This is a genomic window from Vagococcus humatus (assembly GCF_003950325.1).
GTDB classification, from domain to species: domain Bacteria; phylum Bacillota; class Bacilli; order Lactobacillales; family Vagococcaceae; genus Vagococcus_C; species Vagococcus_C humatus.
Genome location: NZ_PXZH01000001.1, coordinates 929,366 through 946,859, shown reverse-complemented (window position 1 = coordinate 946,859; position 17,494 = coordinate 929,366). Strand labels below are relative to the sequence as shown.

Below are 17,494 nucleotides of genomic sequence, written 5' to 3'. Positions count from 1 at the left end.
TGTTTACATCTCTTCAGGTGCTTCTATTCCTAATAATCGTAAATCTTCAGCTAGGATCGTTTTAACAGCATAAACTAAGGCTAGTCGAGCATTTTGTTCAGAGTCATCATTGACAATTTTGACATGAGCATAATATTTATTGAATGCTTGGGCTAATTGAATAGCATGTTTAGCGATGATCGAAGGTTCAAATTTATCTGCAGCACGTTTAACCGTTTCAGGAAAATCTTTCAATAATTTGATAACTTCCCAACTATCTGAATCATTTAATTCTAATTGGTCTGTATTTTTTTGCCAATTTGTTTTACGTAAAATAGAAGAACAACGGGCATGAGTGTATTGTACGTATGGGCCAGTTTCTCCTTCAAAACGGACAACTTCTTCTAAAGAAAAGTCGAAATTGTTCATGCGGTCATTTTTTAAGTCATGGAAAATAACAGCGCCTACGCCTACTTGTTTGGCTACTAAGTCTTTATTTTCTAGTGATGGATTTTTCTCTTCGATTTGTTGTTTAGCTAAAGTTGTTGCTTCTGCTAGAACTTTTTCTAATAAAACAATTTTACCTTTACGAGTGGAAAGTTTTTTACCATCTTTTGTGATTAAGCCAAAAGGTACATGATGAATATCTTTTGCCCAGTCACAACCTAATTCTGTTAAAACAGCTTTTAATTGTTTGAAATGAATGGATTGCTCGTTACCTACTACATATAAAGCTTGAGCAAAATTGTATTCTTTTTTCCGATATAAAGCAGATGCAAGGTCGCGAGTGATATACAGTGTCGCACCATCTGATTTACGAATTAAAGCAGGATTTAATTGATATTTTTCTAAATCTACAATTTCAGCACCTTGGTCTGTTTTTAATAGATTTTTTTCTTCGAGTAATTGAATAGCTGCATCCATCTTATCATTATAGAAAGATTCACCATTATAAGAATCAAATTCTACCCCAAGAATATCATAAATACGTTGAAATTCTTTTAAGGACTCTTCTCTAAACCATTTCCAAAGATGAGTAGCTTCTTCGTCTCCATCTTCTAATTTTTTAAACCAGAAACGTCCTTCATCTTCAAGTGATGGATCTTTTTCAGCTTCTTCGTGGAAGTCAACATATAAACGAAGTAGCTCTTGAATAGGGTTAGCTTGGACAGCTTCTTCAGAACCCCATTTTTTATAGGCAACAATTAGTTTACCAAACTGTGTGCCCCAGTCTCCAATATAGTTAATTTTAATCGGTGTGTAGCCGATTTTAGTTAAAATATTAGCTAAAGCATTCCCAATTACTGTACTACGTAAATGTCCCATTGACATTGGCTTAGCTATGTTAGGTGAAGACATGTCAATAGGAACATTAGTGTTACCTGTTATATGAGCATCTCCGTAATGATTTTCATCAGATAAAATAGCTGTTAATGTTTTAGCACTTACATTTCCTTTATTTAAAAAGAAATTAATATAAGGACCAACTACTTCTATTTTTTCAAACGCATTAGCATCTAAAGCTTCAGCAATATCTTTGGCAATCAATTGAGGTGCTTTTCTCATCACTTTTGCTAAAGAGAAAGCTGGAAAAGCTAAATCTCCGTGATCTGCTGATTTAGGCTTTTCTAATAAAGGACTGATCTGTTCAGGTGTTAAGTATTCATTTAAAACATTATGTAACGCAAGGGTTACAAATTCTTTTTCGTTCATGGGGAAACCTCCGATTAATTTATTAACGTGACATAAAGAAACGTCTGACCCAAAGGTAGACGAATATTCTGCGTATTTTTTATTCGTGAACTGAATAAAACTCATTTGTCATTATAGCAAAAATTAAGGGAAAATACTAATGGATTTGCAGACAGGCTATGAATTTATTAAAATTATAGAAGGAAGCTTTATTATTTAATTGAAAGTTTGTTATACTGAAACAAAGAATAGAGAGGATGAATGCGGTGAAAAAAAGTGAGCGACAAACTTATATAAAAGAAGTCATTCAACAACATCCTATTAGTACGCAAGAAGAGTTGCTGAATTTTTTACATCAAAAAGACATTACAGCTACCCAAGCTACTGTTTCAAGAGATATTCGTGAGCTAGGAATTATTAAGTCTCACGATGAAGATGGAAATGTTATTTATCTGTTACCAGAAGATCACTCTCCTTTTTCGGAAACTCGCTTAAAAGAAGTCATTCAAGAAGCTATTTTAAAAATAGAGAGAGTGCAGTTTATGGTGATTTTGCATACTATTTTAGGCTCAGCTGACCGAGTAGCCGCTATTTTAGATGATATGTCTTTAACAGAAATAGCAGGAACATTGGCTGGAAAAGATACAGTGGTTCTTATTGCTCACAATGAAGAAAAAGCGCAAGAATTGTATGAATTTATTCATACATATTTATAAGGAGGAATTAACAAAATGAGAGCGTTACAAAATGGATCAGATATTCGAGGTATTGCGATTTCAACAGAAAATAATCAGGCTAATTTGACTGAAAATGAAGCAGAAAAAATTGCCAAGGGTTTAGTGAAGTGGCTACAAGTAGATAAACAATTACAAGGCCCTCTAACCATTGGAATTGGTCATGATAGTCGTTTATCAGCAGATACATTAAAACAAGGGCTTATTAAAGGGTTATTAACACAAGGGGTTCACATTATTGATGTAGGATTGTCTACAACACCAGCTATGTTTATGGCTACTCAGTTTGAGGATTATCAGTGTGATGCTTCTATTATGATTACTGCTAGTCATTTACCTTATTATTATAATGGAATAAAACTTTTCACTAAACAAGGTGGAGCTGAGCATGAAGACATTGAACAAATTTTAACCTATAGCATGGAAACTATTCCGAGTGCTTCTTCTGAAGGATCAGTAGAAACAAGAGAATTAATTCCTAGATATGCCCAAGACTTAGTTGAAAAAATACGTCAAGGAATTGGTTCAGGTGACACTCCTTTAACTGGTTTTCATATTGTAGTAGATGCTGGAAATGGGGCAGGAGGGTTCTTTGCTAAAGAAGTCCTAGAAGCACTAGGAGCAAACACAACAGGTAGTCAATTTTTGGAGCCAGATGGCCATTTTCCAAATCACATTCCAAATCCTGATAATAAAGAAGCAATGGCAAGTATTAGACAAGCAGTTTTAGACCAACAAGCAGATTTAGGAGTTATTTTTGATACAGATGTAGACCGAGCTGCTGTAGTAGATCAAACAGGTCAAAGTATTAACCGAAATAATTTAATTGCTGTCTTAGCTCAAATTGTACTAACAGAATATCCAGGTTCCACCATTGTAACCAATTCTCCTACTTCTAGTCATTTGAAGACGTTTATTGAGTCCTTAGGAGGAAAACAAGTTCGTTATTTATGTGGTTACCGTAATGTGATTAATAAAGGTATCGAATTAAATCAAAAGGGAATTCCAACTGAATTATCTATTGAAACTAGCGGACATGCAGCTTTTAAAGAAAATTATTTCTTAGATGATGGTGCCTATGTCATTGCTAAAATTTTAATGTTACTACCTAAATTAAGAGAAGAAGGCAAAACTTTAGGGGACTTGATTGCGACATTGAAACAACCTGCTGAAGCTAAAGAGGTTCGGTTTAACATTGTAACAGATAACTACCGTGAAGAAGGGGAAAAAGTGATTGAAGAGTTAGCTTCATTTGTTAATGCAACAGATGATTTTGTCATAGACCCTGAAAACGAGGAAGGTATTCGAGTTAACTTTACAGGCGATTATGGCATGGGTTGGTTTTTATTAAGAATGAGTTTGCATGAGCCTTTACTTGTTTTACAAGTAGAAAATGATGAAGCAAATAAAAATCAACTAGTTTTTCAAAAGTTAGCCACCTTTTTTGAAAGCTATGATTTTCTTAATACAGATAAATTAACAGAAGTATTAACTTCCATTTAACTTAATTAGAATAAAAAAACCTATGACTTTGTCCATCTGATGATACAAGTCATAGGTTTTTTGTTGTATTTACCACAATAACGGTTGTGCTTCTACATAAATTCTTTGTTGAGTAAAGGGATGGATCAATTCAAGAGATTTGGCATGGAGCATTAAACGATCTGCGCCTTGGCTAGGTTGTGGATGATACAAAGGGTCTCCTAAAACTGGATGGCCTAAACTAGCTAAATGAACTCTGATTTGGTGAGTGCGGCCAGTATCTAATTGACATTCAACGTGACTGGTGTGAGCCAATTGTTCCATAACGGTAACATGGGTGATCGCAACTTGTCCATGTCTTTCATCGACTACACGTTTTCGTCTATCTTGACGATGGCGGCCAATCTTCTTTTCAATCGTTAATTGAGAAGAAGAGAATGAGCCCTTTACGATAGCTTGATAAGTTCTTTTAATCTCTTTTTGTTCTAGTAAACGGCCTAAAATTGGCAAAATAAAAGGGTTTTTAGCAAAAAGAATAGCTCCACTAGTTTCCTTATCCAAACGATGTACCACATAGGGATTTTGTTTTTTAGGAGCTAAGTAAGCAGCTAAATGATTTAAGAGAGTATTAGTTTCATCAGGCTGATTGGGGTGTGTTTTCATACCATAAGGCTTATTAACAATAATGAAATGTTCATCTTCATAAAGTGGGGTAATCAACTTTGCTTTTCCTAATTGAATAGTCGGTAGCTGATAGTCACTATCTTCAAAGGTTAAAGTTAACTGATCAAGTGGATAAACAAGTTCATGGAACATTTTTGTTTCACCATTAACTTGAATGTTTTTTCGCATTCTAAGAAAATGTCTAACTTTTCTTGGGACTAGCCATTCTTTCTCTAAAAGAGTTTTAATGTCACAAGTTTTAAAGTTTTCTGGCAAGGTAATTGTATATTCCAAGGGGATACCTCTTTTCATAAAATTATGGAATTCTTATGAATTGTAACATATTTTATTAAGAAGTTCATGCTAAGATAAGTGAGATTAATCTAGGGATTCAGACTTTAGCCTAATTTACTTAGGAATTAGATATGATAAACTTAATAAGCAATTAAGTTGTAAAGAAGAAGGAGATTTTATGGATATAAAAAAAATAAGCCAAAAAATTTTAGAAGCATTAAAACAAGCTTGGCTTTTTATAAAGCCGTATTTAGCAAAATTTCGAGTAGAAAGAAAACGGATTTGGAAAAAGTATCAAGTTAATAAAGTTTTGTTGCTATTAGGTCTTGTAGTAGTCTTAATTACTAGTATTTACTTATTTTATATTGCTAAAAGTGCCAATGTTAAAACGTTAAAAGTTGGCTTGGCAGAAACTTCTATTGTTTATGATAAAGATGGAGATAAAGCTGGGGTTCTTTCTAGTGAAAAAGGGACATTTGTATCTAGTGATCAAATTTCTCAACATATTAAAGACGCAGTTATTTCTACAGAAGATAGACGGTTTTATACTCATAAAGGATTTGATATTAGAGGGATAGCTCGGGCATTTTTAGGTATTTTAAAACATGGACATATTACAGGAGGGGGAAGTACTTTAACGCAACAATTAGCTAAAAATGCTTATCTTAGTTTGGACCAAACCCTTCAAAGAAAAGCCAAAGAGTTGTTTTTAGCAATTGAAATTGAAAAAAAATATAATAAAGATGAAATTTTAGAGATGTATTTGAATAAGTCCTATTTTGGTAATGGGGTTTGGGGAGTGGAAGATGCTTCTCATAAATACTTTGGTAAAAGTGCAAGTCAAGTAACAATTGATGAAGCAGCGGTTTTAGCAGGAATGTTAAAGGGGCCAAGTATTTACAATCCGATTGATCATATGGATAATGCATTAAATAGAAGAGATACAGTTCTACAATTAATGGTAGATAATGCTAAGTTAGATGAAAATGAAGCTAAACGATTACAAGGTGAAAAACTTTATTTGACGGATAACTATGTGAACAACAATCAATTAAATCAATATCCAGACTTCTTCAAATCAGTTATTGAAGAAGCCAAAGAACGGTATGATATTGATGATGAAGTTATCTTGAACCGAGGTTATAAAATCTATACGACGTTAGATCAAACTTACCAACAAGGTATGCAGACTTCATTTGCAAATGATAGTTTATTCCCACCTAATGCTTCAGACGGAGAAATGGTTCAAGGGGCATCGGTTGCTATTGATCCAAAAACTGGAGGGGTATTAGCTGTCGTTGGTGGACGAGGAAACCAAGAATTTAACCGAGCAACTAATGGGGCAATATCTCCAGGTTCGACGATGAAACCACTAGCTGTTTATACTCCGGCTTTAGAGGCAGGTTGGAAATCAACAGATTTATTAAAAGATGGTCCGCTAGATTTTTATCAAGTAGAGAATGTCGATAAATATTACCGAGGAGAAGTTCCTATGTATCAAGCGGTTGCTGAAAGTTTAAATGCCTCTGCCGTTTGGTTATTTAACGAAATCGGCATGGATCGCGGCTTTAAAAAAGTAGAAAAATTTGGCATAAAATTAGATGAAAAGGATCGTTATCCTGGTTTAGTTTTAGGAGGAATGACTCATGGGACTTCTCCTTTAAAAATGGCCAGTGCCTATACAGTTTTTGCTAATGAAGGTAAAAAGAAAACGCCACACTTTATTAGAAAAATTGTTGATGAAACAGGCAAAGTCTTAGTTAATCAAGAAGAAGCAAAAACAGTTCAAGTGACTACTCCAGAAGTGGCTAAAGAAATGACAAGCATGTTACAAGGAGTATTTACTAACGGAACAGGGATCAATGCTCAGCCTTATGGTCATCCAATAGCTGGAAAAACAGGAACAACTGAAAGTGTCAATGCTGAAGGCAAAGCCAAAGATCAGTGGATTATTGGTTACACTCCAGATGTGGTGATTGCCACTTGGATGGGATTTGATAAGAGCAGTGATATTCATTATTTAGATAACACTAGTGGCCAGGGAGTGTCTCAATTATTTAAAGATGAAGCCCAAAGAATTTTAGATGTGTCGCCTCAAACTCCTTTTAATGTTGAAAATGCTAGCCAACAGACGACTCCTCCATTGTCAGAGCAAACCGATGCATTGAAAGAAGCTGTAGACAAGTTAGGTAGTAGTGTAAAAGAAGGAGCAGGTTACTGGGGTGAAAAGTTGAAAGAAGGGGCAGATGTATTGAATGATACATTGTCTGATCTTTGGAATACAGTGGTAAAATAACTGCTTTAGTTAAACGCTAGGCAAGGACATTTTTTAATGTTACAATGATTTAGATAACAAAGAAAGGAAGATGGACTAATGGGAAATATTTATGATACTGCCAATCAATTAGAGAAAGATATTCGCGAACTACCTATGTTTTTAGAATTGAAAGCAGCTGTTGAAGCAATGAAAGCTGATGAGGAAGCTGCTCGTTTATTTAAAGAATTTCAAGAAACTCAAATGACTTTGCAACAAAAACAAATGCAAGGGGAAGAAATTACTGAAGAAGATGCAACCAACATGCAACTAGTTGTGGAAAAAATTCAAACTTCTGATTTAATTATGGCATTGATGGATAAAGAACAAGCATTAAGTACATATATTAATGATTTAAATAGTATTATTATGAAACCTATCCAAGAGTTATACGAAAATTAAGCATTTAAACTAAAAGAATAAAAATAGCTCGGAATTTTTCTGAGCTATTTTTCTATTCTTTTTTTTTTGTGGTAAAATTAGAGGGAAAGAGGTGAACAAAATGAAATGCATACATGTAGCCGATTTACACTTGGATCGTCCTTTTGAAGGTTTAGGGGAGTTACCTGAAGAGTTTTCTTTAAAACTTAGTCAAAAAAACTTTCAGGTTTTTTCGGCTATTATTGATGAAGCAATTAAAGAACAAGTTGATTTGTTGCTATTAGTAGGAGATATTTTTCATCAGCCTAGAATTCCTATCTATACCCAACATTTATTTATAGAAGAAATGAAAAGATTAGAAAAAGAACAGATACAAGTTGTTTTAACATTTGGAAATCACGATTATTATGATACCAATCGTTACTGGTTTCCCTTTCCTAAAAATGTCAATGTTTGGAAATCAGAAACAGTAGAAACTTTGGTGTTAACAACACGTAATCAAGAAACTGTGGCTATTTCAGCATTTTCTTATGAAAATCGTTGGATAGAACAACACCAAGCAACTAAGTTTCCTAAGCGTTTTTCTCATGTGGACTACCATATAGGTTGTTACCACGGAGAACTTGGTACAAGTGAAAATAATCGTTACGCTCCTTTTACTTTAGGTGAACTAAAAGAGAAAAATTATGATTATTGGGCATTAGGGCATATTCATCAACGAAAAGTTGTTGGAGAGGATCCTTTAGTTGTTTATCCAGGGGCTCCTATTGGACACACAAAAAAAGAACAACAGTGTTATTATGCGGCTTTAATAGAGTTTACAGGTCAACAAAAACAGCTTGAGTGGAAATCTTTTCCTTTTGTGGAGTGGAAACGAATAAACTATCAGCTAACAGAGGACAATATTCCAAAACAAGTTATTTTAAAAGAGTTATTTGATGCAATTTTAGAACAAATTACAGATTTAAGTCATACATATTTTATCGAAATAACTTTAGAATCTTCTCCAGAGTATAGCTTGACAGAGTATGAGCAGCAAGACATTTTAAGATATTTACAACAAGAAAGTTATCAAAGTTTTAAACAACAAGTTTGGGTTTATCAATTAATCAATGAAACGGTTATAAAAGATAATCAATCAGCCTTTGGTTTTTTAGATAAACAACTACTTCACCAATTTTTACAAGCTTATGAACAACAAGACATGGAAGATAAAGCTTTAGATCCGCTATATAAACAACCTATTTTGTATACATTACTTCATGAAAACACTTCGTTTAAAGAAGCACTATTAGACCAGTCAAAAGACTTTTTAGAAGTTGAATTTCAAACGAAAGGTGGGGACTAAGGTTGCAAATTTTAGAATTAGAAGTCGTTCAATTTGGCTGTCTAAAAGAGGTTACTATCCCGATTGATAGTCAGCTTCAAGCTATCTACGGAGATAATGGAATAGGAAAAACAACTTTATACAACTTTATCAGAACCATCTTTTTTGGCTTTCCTTCTAAAAGAAGTAAGCGCCATGATTATACCCCGTTAGCTGGTGGAGCTTTTGGCGGTCGAATTCGGGTAAGAACGGAAGCGTTTGGCGAAGTGGTGATTGAACGATTTAAACAAGAACGACAAGGAAAAGCGGTAGTGTACAATCAGACTCATGAAGAAATAGGAGATGAGGTCTTTCTTAATCAGTTATTATCTCCCTTAACAGTAGAGCTGTTTGATGAAATGTATTCATTACAGCAGGAAGAATTATATAAAATCAATCAATTACAAGAAGAAGACTTGCAAAAATTTCTCTTGTCAATTGGTTTATCAGGTAGCCGAAAAATGATGGACTTGAAAGAGTCTTTTGAAAAAGAGCAAGGTAATATTTACAAACCAAATGGGGTTAAACCTGAGTTAAATAATTATTTAGAAGAGTATAGTCGTATTCAAGAATTGATTGAAGAAAAAGAAGCTGATGAAGCGGCTTATCAGGAAAAAGTTGGGGAGCAGCTTAATTTAGAACAATTGATTGAGCAAGAAAAGAACCATATGTTAGCTCAAAAAACGCAAAGGGATCAATTAAATCAACAATTAGTTTTTTGGGAACACTATGATGAGTGGCAAAAATTAAAATTAGAGCTTGAACAAGAAGAGCCTCGGCTTTTTTCTCATGATTTAAAAGATATTGAAAAAATTTATGGTCAATATACGTTCACTAAACAACAAGAGCTAGATTATTTAAATGAACAAGCTTACATCAAAGACAGTGATATTACTCCGGCTTATACTTTTTATTTAGAGCATCAAGAAGCCTGTCAAGAAGCACTAGCTCGTCGAATTGATGTGGAGAAGCGAGAGGACTCTTTAAAACGATTAGCCCAACAGAAAAATGAACAAATAGCGTTTTGTGATCAGCTACAACAAGATTTACAAATAAAAGATGCTAGGCTAGCTTTTTATCCAAATATTCAAGAAGTCACTCAGATTCAGCAATGGAGTCTGACTGAAAATGAACTGATGCAGCAACAAACAGCTACTGAAAACTTGTTTGATCAAGAGATGGAAAAACAAGAAGCTCTTGAAAATGAAAAGTTGGAAAAAGACTGGTTTAAAATAGGTAATGGTTTACCTATTGGAGCAATTTTAGGAGCAGGCATTACTTTATTATTGATGCTTAAAAAACATTTCATACTGGGAATAGCCATTGGTTTTATCTCGTTGATTGCTGTAGGTGTTGCTTATTATTTACAAGAACAAAAGAAAAAACAAAAAGTTATAGCAAAACAATATCAAGAAGTATCTGATAGAGTGGATAAATTAGCGGATAAAATTGCTAACTATCAGGAACGACAAAAAGAGATGGACGTTTTCAAACAACAATTAGCTGAAAGTTATCAGTTCTCTATTCAGAAAAGTTTACGAGATTGGCTAGCCGAGCTGCCACTAAGAGATCAATTGAAAAAACACTTGGAAAAAGTAGAAGAGCTAACAGAAGAAATAACCCGATTGAATTTAGAACAAGAATCGGATATTAGTCGGATTCAATTTATGAAGGAGTGGCTCCCTGTTTCATCAGAACCCAATATTTCTACTTTATATCAAGCCTTAGCTGATTATGTGGAAGAAATGGAAGCGAAACGATTAGCTGAAGCACAAAAATTGGGTGAAGAGCAGTGGTATCAAATGTTGCGAGATATTCAAAAACGAAAAGCTGATCTAGAAGCACAATTAGTCGAACGAATAACATTGTTTAATTTAAGTGAAGTAGAAGATATTCCTGTTTTGTTACATCGTAGTCAGGAACTTAAAATACAAGTAGCAAGAGAAAAAGAACTAAGACAATCTTTAGAACCTATATTTGATTTAAACGAAGTATATACACAAGAAGGCCTAAAAGAGTCTGAACGTCAATTGAATGAAGGAATAGAAAATAGTCGTAGACACCGTGATTCTTATGAAAAACAACTTCAAGGCGTTTTATTTACAATCGGTAATATGGAAGCAGATGGTAAATTGCCTCGGTTATATCAAGAAAAATCTAACATTCAAAGTAAATTAGAAGAATTAGCTTTGACCTGGGGACAATACCGCATTGGCAGTTTAGTCATTCAAGATATTTTAGACTTTTTATCAGATCAACAATTGCCAAGTCTTTTAGAAAAAACTTGTGAGTACTTTGCTCAGTTAACAGATAATAGATATAAAGATATTCAGCTAAAAGAAGGAAAATTGGTTATTTTAGGTTCAGAAAATCAGTCCTATCAATTAGGTGAACTGTCAACAGGGACAAGAGACCAGTTGTATATTAGTTTAAGAATGGCCTTTATCATATTGCAACAAGCTTATTGTGTATTTCCATTGATTATTGACGATGGTTGGTTAAACTATGATGATAGAAGAAAGGGAAATCTCTTCCAGTTACTCACTAAGGTTAGTTTGGAGCAGCCAATTATTTGCATGTCTTCAGATCAAGCCTTTATTGAGTATTGTCGTGAGCATAATCATCCCATTTTTTCATTGTAAGTTAAGAGAGGAATAATAGATTCATGAAGAAGTTATGTGAGTTAGAAGTTAATGAAACTTTTGATATGTTTGTTCTACTAAGAACAGCAGAAGTTAGAGTAGCTAAAAATGGTAAAAAATTTATTGCGTTTACTTTTCAAGATAAATCAGGAACGATAGATGGTAAATTTTGGGATGCTAGCCCAGATGAAATCGATCGTTTTCAAGCAGGCAAGGTTGTATACCTTACTGGTAAAAGAGAGTTATATCAAAACATGCCGCAAATCAAAATTACTCATTTGCGGTTAGCAACAAACACAGAACCTTACCAGCCAGAGCTTTATATGGTAAGAGCCCCATTGTCTACTGAAGAAATGGAAGCAGAATTCAATCAGCGTCTGTTTGATATTACTAATTCAACTTGGCAACGGATTGTAAGATATATTTTAAGAGAGCATCGAGAAGCTTTTTTTCAATTTCCAGCTGCCAAACGTCATCACCATGCCTATGCAGGTGGTTTAGCTTTTCATACTCTGTCCATGATGCGTTTAGGGGAAAGTATTTGTAAAGAATATCCAGAATTAAATAAAGGATTACTTTATGCAGGTATTGTGCTTCATGATTTAGGTAAAGTTTTTGAATTAACAGGGCCAGTTTCGACTGAGTATACTTTAGCCGGTAATTTATTAGGACACATTGTAATGGTAGATGAAGAAATTACAAAAGCTTGTCAACAATTAGGTTTAGATGACCGTTTAGAAGATGTCTTAGTGTTAAAACATATGGTGTTAGCTCATCACGGTTTATTAGAATACGGTTCTCCTGTTAGACCTAAAATAATGGAGGCGGAAGTGTTACATCACATTGATCATTTAGATGCATCTATGCAAATGATGCAACAAGCTTTTAAACAAGTGAAACCAGGAGAATATACAGAACGAATTTTTGGATTAGATAACCGAAATTTTTACTTACCAAATAGCTAAAGAAAAAAGCGAAGGAACTGAAAACAGTTCTTTCGCTTTTTGTTTCATCTTATTTTTTAGTGTCTTTTTTGCTATCTTTTGTTTTATCAGTGTCTTTAGTAGTAGAAGATTTAGAATCTTTTTTCTTAGATGAAGTAGTATCTTCTTGGATAAAGCCAGCTAATACTGATTTCATAGCGTCATCTTCAATTTTGACATCGGCTTTTTTCAACTCTTTACTAATAACATCCATAGTAAATTGTTGATCGTTCATTTTTTCGTCTTTAGCAATCTTAGTTAATTCTTTCTTAAATGGTTTCATATCATTACCTTTGGCTTGATTTTTCACCATTTTTACTACGTAATTTACTTTTTCACCAGTTTGTTGATTATCAACTGAGATAACTTCAGAAACTTCACCGTCTTTTAGTTTATACGCAGCTTGTTTAACTTCGTCAGGTAAAGTGTAGTTAGTTGAATCAAATGATAATTTTCCGCCATCTTTGCTAGAAGCGTCAGTTGAGACTGTTTTGGCTAGTTTAGCAAAATTTTCCCCACTTTTAATTTTATCAAGTGCTTCTTTAGCTTTATCTTCTTTATCTGTTGAAATTAATTGAACAGTTACTTTAGGTTGGTAACTAGCCCATACACGTTTAAGATCTTTATCAGTGATTTTTACATGTGACTTGATCATTTCTTGAAAAGCTAATGATTTTTTCATTTGGTCTTTATATGATGCCTCAGTCATACCATTTTGTTTTAATTGTAACTCAAAGTCATCACCGAATTGATCTTTCATTTTTTTGTATTCTTTGTCAACTTTTTCTTTGGAAACTTTGTCTCCGTAATTTTGTTCAGCTACTTTAAATACAATCATATTGCGAAGGTTGCTTTGAACATTTGGATCTGTTTTAACTTCATCATAAAAGTCATGAACAGTAATTTTGCCACCTTTCATAGTGACGATATCTGGGTTATCACTAGAGCATGCAGCCAGTGTGAAAACAGAGGCAACAGTAATAAATGCTAGAGCAAATTTGTTTTTCTTCATTGTAGAACTCCTTACTATTATATATATTTAGTTATAACGAACTCACTTAATTACTATACCATAATCATACAGGTAACAAAACCCAAATGAGGACAAATCTCAGAAGCTTTCTTTGGATTTATTAAAAATTTAATGTTTTTTTATGAAGACTGCTCTAGGTCATGAACTTGTTGAGAAATAACTTCTACTTGGGTGGCTATTTGTTTCATTCTGGGTTCAGTTTGAAAGCGAAAGGTGTTAAACGTTGCTTCTAAATCTTCGATAACTTCTGGAAGAATCATTTCAGAAGTTTCTTTTAATTGGTTGACAGAAAAATAAAATTTATTAAGACTTTGAGTTAAATCCATGGTTAATTGGCTTGCTTCATCTAAGTCTTTCGTCAGCTTTTTTTTGGTATCTTTGCCACTTCTAGGTGCAAGCACTAACCCACTAACACTGCCGATAACACTTCCAACTAAAAGCCCTTTAGTAAATTGTTTAAGTAACATTAGGCATCAACCTTTTCTCGAATTTGAGTTGCAATAGACTCTAGCTCTTCTTCAGACATATCTTTTCCATGATTATTTAAAAACTGCATACTAAAATCATCATCTTTAGTATAGCGAGGAATTAAATGAATGTGAGAATGAAAAACTGATTGATAGGCTAACTCTTTGTTGTTATTAATCATGTTTAGTCCAGCCATATCAGGAAAGGCTGCTTCTAGTGCTCTAGCAATCTTAGGAATTCGGCTAAATACATCAGCTGCCAGTGTTTCATCGTACTCAAAAATATCTTGTACATGTTGTTTAGGGACGATTAGGGTATGTCCTTTCGTTACTTGGGTTAAATCTAAAAAAGCACAAACTTTTTCATCTTCGTAGACTTTATAACTTGGAATTTCTTTATTGATAAGTCGACAAAAAATACAATCTGTCATAATCTCAACCTCCATAAATATTAAAGTTACTATAGTTATCATAATTATCATAAGATAGAGTGTAGGTAAAAGTCAAAGCTTATCATTAAGGTTTTTGAATAATATGATATAATAAGTGCATGAAAAGATGGAGGAAAAAAGATGACATTATCAATTGAACACGTAACAGGTGGCTATAGTCATCTACCTGTTTTAAAAGACGTGACTTTTCAAGTTAAACCGGGTGAAATTGTAGGATTAATTGGGTTAAATGGTGCAGGAAAAAGTACCACTATTAAACATATCATTGGTTTATTAACACCTATGAAAGGTGACATTAAGATTAATCAAGAGACACTACATAGTCATCCAGACACTTATAGAAAGCAAATTGGCTATATTCCAGAAGCGCCTATTCTATATGAAGAGTTGACTCTAAGAGAGCATATTGAAGTGACTGCGATGGCTTATGATATTCCAAAAGAAGAAGCCTTTAAACGAGCTGAAAAATTATTAACTTTATTTCGTTTAGAAAATAAATTAGACTGGTTTCCTTCTCATTTTTCAAAAGGAATGAAACAAAAAGTTATGATTGTTTGTGCCTTTTTAGTAGAACCAGCCATTTATATTATCGATGAGCCATTTTTAGGGTTAGATCCTTTAGCTATCAATGTGTTGTTATATTTAATGAATGAAAAAAAAGAACAAGGTGCGGCGATTTTAATGTCTACCCATATTTTGACCACAGCTGAAAAATTTTGTGATCGCTTTGTATTTTTACATGAAGGCAGTGTTAGGGCAGAAGGGCCGCTAGCTGTTTTACAAACAGAATTTAAATTGCCCACTGCTTCTTTAGATGACATTTATCTGAAACTGACTGAGGAGTCAAAGGTTGGTGAGGAGTAATGGAACTATTTTTTAAGAATCGTTTACAGAGCTATCAAAAGCAAATGTTTAAGTATTTAAAGTATGTGCTAAATGATCATATTGTTCTTGTTCTTATTTTTTTATTAGGAGGTTTTGGCTACTATTACGGAGCGTTTGTTAAAACGTTAACCCCTGACTTTTGGTTAGGAAAGTGGCTAGTAATTATCATAAGTTTTGCTTGTCTGTGGATAGGACGATTTGCCACCTATCTTAAAGAAGCAGACCGTGTTTTTCTACTTCCTAAAGAAACTGAAATGAAAGAACAATATTTGAAAAAAGCTTATCAATATACGCTTTTTTTTCCATTTGTTTGTCTTCTGATTGTACAAGGTGTTTTTATGCCAATGTTAATTGCGACAGAACAAGCAACCTTTATTGACTTTTTATTAGCAGTAGCGTGTTTGTGGTTACTAAAAGCGAGTCAACTAGTAATTTTAGGTTTGTCTTTTTTACAAGGAATAGATAAACAACAGACTAAAAAATTACTGATTTGGAGTTTGTTTAGTGGGATTATTTTAGTGATTAATAGCTACATTTCCCCTATTGTAGGCCTTGGTTTAAGTGGCGTTTTTTACTATATTTGTTTGCAAGATATGAATAAACAGAAACAAGCTCACTTACTAGATTGGGATTTATTGATTTTAAAAGAACAAGGAAGACTTAAACGGATTTATCAATTGATTAATTTATTTACAGATGTACCAGGAATTAGTACGCAAGTTAGACGTCGTAAATATTTAGATCCTTTGTTAGCTAAGTTACCTTATCAGCAAAAAAACACCTATCTATATCTATATATGAGAAGTTTTTTACGGGGAACAGAATATAGTGGGTTATTTTTGAGATTAACGCTAATTGGTAGCGTGTTAATAGGATTTATTCAAGAATGGCCGATTCAGTTAGCTGTTGGATGCTTATTTATCTACTTAATTGGCTTTCAATTAGTTCCTTTATATAATCAATACGACTATATGTTGTTAACCCAACTTTATCCTATCTCTCTTTTGCAAAAAGAAAAAGCAGTGAAACAACTGATTTTAGGGTTGCTTGTAGGGGTGACTATCGTGTATAGTATAGTTTTGTTACTAACTAATTCATTTAAGATAGAACTAGGTATTCAATTAGCTGTTTTGTGCTTAGAAACTGGAGTAATGGTTGTTTGGTATATTCCTAAACGGTTGCGAAAAATCGCAAAGAAATAATTGGAAATAAACAGATTAAAGACAACCTTGACGGATAATTGAGTGGGCTATAAAATGAAAGTTAGCATGTTTCTCAGTAAAGATAGGTGGAGAATTATGAGTACACATTTTCAATTTGATAAAAGATGGTCTCTCCAACCAATCGAAGGAGATACTGGTCAAACCTTTATGGGAGTGAAGGATTCGGAAAAAGTTTTTATTAAGCGAAACTCTTCTCCGTTTTTAGCAGTCTTATCAAGAGAAGGTATTGCTCCCAAATTGATGTGGACAAAACGAACAGGGGATGGAGATATTTTAATTGCTCAAGAATGGTTAGATGGGCAATTGCTTACTCCAGTTGAAGTGGGTAAACGTTTAGATGTAGTGGAGACATTACAGCATTTACACACATCTGATTCTTTAAAGAAGATGTTATATAGAGTAGGTGGAAAAGAGCAGCAAGCTTTCGATTTTTTGTCGGAATACGCTAGACAATTACCACAAGATTTAAAACACAATACTTATTTACTTCAAGTATTTAGATATTTAGAGGATCATATACCAAGCACTAATGAGTTGAGAGCTTGTCACGGAGATCCAGTCCACACCAATTGGCTATTATCTACGGAAGGTCGCTTATATTTAGTAGATTGGGATTCAACTAAATTAGCGGATCCAGCCTCGGATTTAGGGATTGTTTTAGGTCGCTATGTTCCTTTTTCTGAGTGGGAGAATTGGTTAAAGCTATATGGAATTGAGTTAACCGATGATTTACTAAATAAAATTTACTGGTACAGTGGTATTGATTATTTATTGCGAATTAAAAAGCATTTTTTGTACCGGGATTATCAACAAATGAACCGTGAATTAATTATGCTAAAAGAAATTTATACAAATTTTGATGGAAACTAGAATTGCTCTCTGCCTGCAGAGAGCTTTTTAATGG

General features: G+C 33.6%; 15 protein-coding genes. 10 read left to right on the top strand and 5 right to left on the bottom strand.

The window, feature by feature from the left end:
• Positions 1-3 precede the first annotated feature (3 nt).
• Entirely contained in the window at positions 4-1,692 is a 1,689-nt protein-coding gene (gene argS / locus C7P63_RS04575; protein WP_125942966.1) for an arginine--tRNA ligase, read from the bottom strand.
• Between the two features lie 245 nt (positions 1,693-1,937).
• Between argS and argR the strand changes: the two genes are divergently transcribed.
• Positions 1,938-2,387, top strand: a complete 450-nt coding sequence (gene argR, locus C7P63_RS04570; protein ID WP_165863771.1) for an arginine repressor — start codon at positions 1,938-1,940, stop codon at positions 2,385-2,387.
• A 6-nt stretch (positions 2,388-2,393) separates the two neighbouring features.
• Complete coding sequence (locus C7P63_RS04565; protein WP_165863781.1) at positions 2,394-3,908, top strand: phosphohexomutase domain-containing protein; 1,515 nt, start codon at positions 2,394-2,396, stop codon at positions 3,906-3,908.
• Between the two features lie 69 nt (positions 3,909-3,977).
• On the opposite strand, the gene C7P63_RS04560 is transcribed toward C7P63_RS04565, so the two are convergent.
• Positions 3,978-4,844 carry an RluA family pseudouridine synthase gene (locus C7P63_RS04560; protein ID WP_125942963.1) on the bottom strand — a complete coding sequence of 289 codons (867 nt, stop codon included), beginning with the start codon at positions 4,842-4,844 and terminating at the stop codon, positions 3,978-3,980.
• A gap of 178 nt (positions 4,845-5,022) precedes the next feature.
• On the opposite strand from C7P63_RS04560, the gene C7P63_RS04555 reads away from it, so the two are divergent.
• From C7P63_RS04555 to C7P63_RS04535, 5 genes are all read left to right on the top strand, one after another.
• Positions 5,023-7,140 carry a PBP1A family penicillin-binding protein gene (locus C7P63_RS04555; RefSeq protein ID WP_125942962.1) on the top strand — a complete coding sequence of 706 codons (2,118 nt, stop codon included), beginning with the start codon at positions 5,023-5,025 and terminating at the stop codon, positions 7,138-7,140.
• Positions 7,141-7,218: 78 nt separating this feature from the next.
• Positions 7,219-7,560 carry a YlbF/YmcA family competence regulator gene (locus C7P63_RS04550; RefSeq protein ID WP_125942961.1) on the top strand — a complete coding sequence of 114 codons (342 nt, stop codon included), beginning with the start codon at positions 7,219-7,221 and terminating at the stop codon, positions 7,558-7,560.
• Positions 7,561-7,660: 100 nt separating this feature from the next.
• Positions 7,661-8,887 (top strand): metallophosphoesterase family protein, encoded by a 1,227-nt coding sequence (locus tag C7P63_RS04545; RefSeq protein WP_125942960.1) that lies wholly within the window; start codon positions 7,661-7,663, stop codon positions 8,885-8,887.
• Positions 8,888-8,889: 2 nt separating this feature from the next.
• On the top strand, positions 8,890-11,547 hold the full coding sequence (locus C7P63_RS04540) for an AAA family ATPase (RefSeq protein WP_165863770.1): 2,658 nt from the start codon (positions 8,890-8,892) through the stop codon (positions 11,545-11,547).
• Between the two features lie 23 nt (positions 11,548-11,570).
• Positions 11,571-12,512 (top strand): 3'-5' exoribonuclease YhaM family protein, encoded by a 942-nt coding sequence (locus C7P63_RS04535; protein ID WP_125942958.1) that lies wholly within the window; start codon positions 11,571-11,573, stop codon positions 12,510-12,512.
• Between the two features lie 49 nt (positions 12,513-12,561).
• Here the strand turns inward: C7P63_RS04535 and C7P63_RS04530 are convergent, their stop codons facing one another.
• From C7P63_RS04530 to C7P63_RS04520, 3 genes are all read right to left on the bottom strand, one after another.
• Complete coding sequence (locus C7P63_RS04530) at positions 12,562-13,542, bottom strand: peptidylprolyl isomerase (protein WP_125942957.1); 981 nt, start codon at positions 13,540-13,542, stop codon at positions 12,562-12,564.
• Between the two features lie 140 nt (positions 13,543-13,682).
• Positions 13,683-14,030: a YtxH domain-containing protein gene (locus C7P63_RS04525; protein WP_125942956.1), complete on the bottom strand. Its 348-nt coding sequence runs from the start codon at positions 14,028-14,030 to the stop codon at positions 13,683-13,685.
• A complete protein-coding gene (locus tag C7P63_RS04520) occupies positions 14,030-14,461 on the bottom strand; it encodes an HIT family protein (protein WP_125942955.1) in 432 nt (143 codons plus the stop codon). The genes C7P63_RS04525 and C7P63_RS04520 overlap by 1 nt, the downstream gene beginning before the upstream one ends.
• A 141-nt stretch (positions 14,462-14,602) precedes the next feature.
• On the opposite strand from C7P63_RS04520, the gene C7P63_RS04515 reads away from it, so the two are divergent.
• The 3 genes from C7P63_RS04515 to C7P63_RS04505 all read left to right on the top strand — a co-directional run bounded on the left by C7P63_RS04515 (position 14,603) and on the right by C7P63_RS04505 (position 17,460).
• A complete protein-coding gene (locus C7P63_RS04515; RefSeq protein WP_125942954.1) occupies positions 14,603-15,346 on the top strand; it encodes an ABC transporter ATP-binding protein in 744 nt (247 codons plus the stop codon).
• Positions 15,346-16,569 carry an ABC transporter permease gene (locus tag C7P63_RS04510; RefSeq protein ID WP_125942953.1) on the top strand — a complete coding sequence of 408 codons (1,224 nt, stop codon included), beginning with the start codon at positions 15,346-15,348 and terminating at the stop codon, positions 16,567-16,569. Before C7P63_RS04515 ends, C7P63_RS04510 begins: the two co-directional genes overlap by 1 nt.
• A 96-nt stretch (positions 16,570-16,665) precedes the next feature.
• Positions 16,666-17,460, top strand: a complete 795-nt coding sequence (locus C7P63_RS04505) for a phosphotransferase family protein (protein ID WP_125942952.1) — start codon at positions 16,666-16,668, stop codon at positions 17,458-17,460.
• Positions 17,461-17,494: the final 34 nt, after the last annotated feature.

What these genes read in the sequence shown, in the direction of transcription:
- C7P63_RS04525 (WP_125942956.1), bottom strand. Translation starts at nt 14,030, where the DNA reads ATGTTACTTAAACAATTTACTAAAGGGCTTTTAGTTGGAAGTGTTATC.
- argS (WP_125942966.1), bottom strand. Translation starts at nt 1,692, where the DNA reads ATGAACGAAAAAGAATTTGTAACCCTTGCGTTACATAATGTTTTAAAT.
- C7P63_RS04505 (WP_125942952.1), top strand. Translation starts at nt 16,666, where the DNA reads ATGAGTACACATTTTCAATTTGATAAAAGATGGTCTCTCCAACCAATC.
- C7P63_RS04550 (WP_125942961.1), top strand. Translation starts at nt 7,219, where the DNA reads ATGGGAAATATTTATGATACTGCCAATCAATTAGAGAAAGATATTCGC.
- C7P63_RS04510 (WP_125942953.1), top strand. Translation starts at nt 15,346, where the DNA reads ATGGAACTATTTTTTAAGAATCGTTTACAGAGCTATCAAAAGCAAATG.
- C7P63_RS04535 (WP_125942958.1), top strand. Translation starts at nt 11,571, where the DNA reads ATGAAGAAGTTATGTGAGTTAGAAGTTAATGAAACTTTTGATATGTTT.
- C7P63_RS04520 (WP_125942955.1), bottom strand. Translation starts at nt 14,461, where the DNA reads ATGACAGATTGTATTTTTTGTCGACTTATCAATAAAGAAATTCCAAGT.
- C7P63_RS04545 (WP_125942960.1), top strand. Translation starts at nt 7,661, where the DNA reads ATGAAATGCATACATGTAGCCGATTTACACTTGGATCGTCCTTTTGAA.
- C7P63_RS04555 (WP_125942962.1), top strand. Translation starts at nt 5,023, where the DNA reads ATGGATATAAAAAAAATAAGCCAAAAAATTTTAGAAGCATTAAAACAA.
- C7P63_RS04530 (WP_125942957.1), bottom strand. Translation starts at nt 13,542, where the DNA reads ATGAAGAAAAACAAATTTGCTCTAGCATTTATTACTGTTGCCTCTGTT.
- C7P63_RS04515 (WP_125942954.1), top strand. Translation starts at nt 14,603, where the DNA reads ATGACATTATCAATTGAACACGTAACAGGTGGCTATAGTCATCTACCT.